This is a genomic window from Streptomyces sp. TRM68367, from assembly GCF_014495685.1.
GTDB lineage: Bacteria > Actinomycetota > Actinomycetes > Streptomycetales > Streptomycetaceae > Streptomyces.
Genome location: NZ_JACTVI010000250.1, coordinates 1 through 2,062, shown reverse-complemented (window position 1 = coordinate 2,062; position 2,062 = coordinate 1). Strand labels below are relative to the sequence as shown.

General features: G+C 72.1%; 3 protein-coding genes. All 3 read right to left on the bottom strand.

Annotation, left to right across the window (positions count from 1 at the left end):
- Positions 1 to 458: aromatic ring-hydroxylating dioxygenase subunit alpha (locus tag H8R17_RS45285; RefSeq protein WP_187828966.1), on the bottom strand; the 458-nt coding region annotated here is incomplete at its 3' end.
- A 130-nt stretch (positions 459 to 588) separates the two neighbouring features.
- Positions 589 to 1,752, bottom strand: a complete 1,164-nt coding sequence (locus H8R17_RS45280) for an FAD-dependent oxidoreductase (protein WP_187828965.1) — start codon at positions 1,750 to 1,752, stop codon at positions 589 to 591.
- On the bottom strand, positions 1,749 to 2,062 hold a 314-nt coding region (locus H8R17_RS45275; RefSeq protein ID WP_187828964.1), incomplete at its 5' end, for a bifunctional 3-phenylpropionate/cinnamic acid dioxygenase ferredoxin subunit. The genes H8R17_RS45275 and H8R17_RS45280, both read right to left, overlap by 4 nt.

Sequence of the window (2,062 nt, the reverse complement as noted above, 5' to 3'; positions counted from 1 at the left end):
GGCGGGTTCTCCGCCAGGCAGACCCAGACATAGCCGAGCCATTCGCGGGTGGCCACCGGCGCCAGGCCGTACTCGGTGCGGCCCACGTCGGGCATCTTGGTGAGGTTGGGCGCCGCGACAAGCTTGCCGTCGAGGCCGTAGGTCCAGGCGTGGTACGGGCACTGGAAGGCCCGCTTCACCTCGCCGCTCTCCTGCGTGCAGAGCCTGGCTCCGCGGTGCCGGCACACGTTGAAGAACGAACGCACGGCGCCATCCCTCCCACGCGTGACCAGGATGCTCTCGCGGCCCACGTCGACGGTCCGGAAGGCGCCGGGCTTCGCCAGATCGGAGGAGCGCACGGCGCAGAACCACATGGTCTCGAAGATGTGCTCCTGCTCCTGGGCGAAGATGCCGGGGTCGGTGTAGGAGGAGCCGGGGAGGGTGGCGATCAGGCTGCCCGGCAGGCTGGTCGAGGTCACGGTGCACTCCTCGGGAAACGTCGTGGATCGGTCGGTCACGCGCCGGGAAGAGCGACTCCGGACGGCGTTGTTTTTTGAGCAACCCTGCGCACCATGTGCAACAACAGCACGGGATGCCCCAGGGGCGGTGTCAAGATGTGGTGCGGGCGAGTTGCTTGCGCCAGCGGGTGAAGAGCCGCGGCTGGTTCATTCCGAGCGCGGCGACCGGGTGTCCGGCACGCCGGTAGACGGCCAGGACGTTGCGGTCGTCCGGGGTGCCTTCCTCGATCGTCACGCTGTCGGCGCCGGCCGCGTGGCCGACGAACTGGATCTTGACGCCGTACTGGTCCGACCAGAAGTACGGCGGCCGGGGCACACTCGGTTCCGTGGCGCCCCAGGACAGCAGCGTGGCGACGGCCGCGTCGGGGCGTTCCCGGGCGCCGGTCCAGTGTTCGACGCGGCGATGGGCACCCGCACGGGGGTCGTACCAGTTGGCGCAGTCGCCGACCGCGACCACGCCGGCCAGGCTGGTACGGCCGTCCGCGCCGCAGGTGACGCCGTTGTCGAGCGCGACGCCGGATCCCTCCAGCCACTGGACGCACGGGCGTGCGCCCACACCGACCACGACGATGTCGGCGGGGATGCTACGGCCGTCCTCGAGCAGGACGGCGTCCACCCGGGTTTCCCCGCTCAGTCCCTTGACACCCACGCCGCACCACAGCCGTACACCGTGGTCCGCGTGGAGAGCGGAGACGACGGCGCCCATGCTCTCGCCGAGGGGTCCGGCGAGCGGCGTCGGGGCCGCCTCGATCACCGTCACGTCGACCCCGAGGGCGCAGGCGGTGGAGGCGACCTCGGCGCCGACGAACCCGCCGCCGATGACCACCAGCCGTCCGCCCTGGGCCAGTTCGTCGCGCAGGGCGCGGGCGTCGTCCAGGGTGCGCAGGACGTGCACTCCGGCCAGTCCCTCGCAGCCGGGCAGGGTGCGCGCGGCGGCGCCGGTCGCGATGACGAAGCCGTCGGCGCGGACCTCCCGGCCGTCGGCGAGGTGGACGGCGCGCTCGGCGGCGTCGAGTCCGGTGGCGCGGGTGCCGAGCAGCCACTCCGCGTCCAGGTCCTCGTCGTCCGTCTCCAGCGCGAGGTCCGCTTCACCGAGGGTGCCGGCCAGGAATTCCTTGGACAGCGGGGGCCGGTCGTACGGGCGGTGGAGCTCGTCCCCGATGACGACCAGCCGCCCGTCGTAGCCCTGCTTCCGCAGTGAGCGCGCCGCTGACAGACCGGCCAGCGAGGCGCCCACCACGGCCACTGTCCTCACGCGAGGGCTCCGGCGAGCTTGCGCGCGACGCAGGGCGGCAGGTTGGGGGCGGCCGTGGACAGCTGGACGTAGACCATGCCGTTCTCGACGAGGACCTCGTGGGTCCGGACGGGGCGCCTGGCCGGCGGGGCGTCGACCTCACCGGTCTTCAGGTTGAACTTCGAGGCGTGCAACGGGCACTCCACCTCGCAGCCCTCCAGCCAGCCGTCGGCGAGCGAGGCGTCCTGGTGGGTGCAGGTGTCGTCGATGGCGAAGAGCTCGCCGTCGTCGGTGTGGAACACCGAGACCGGCGGGTCGATGTCGAGCCGGA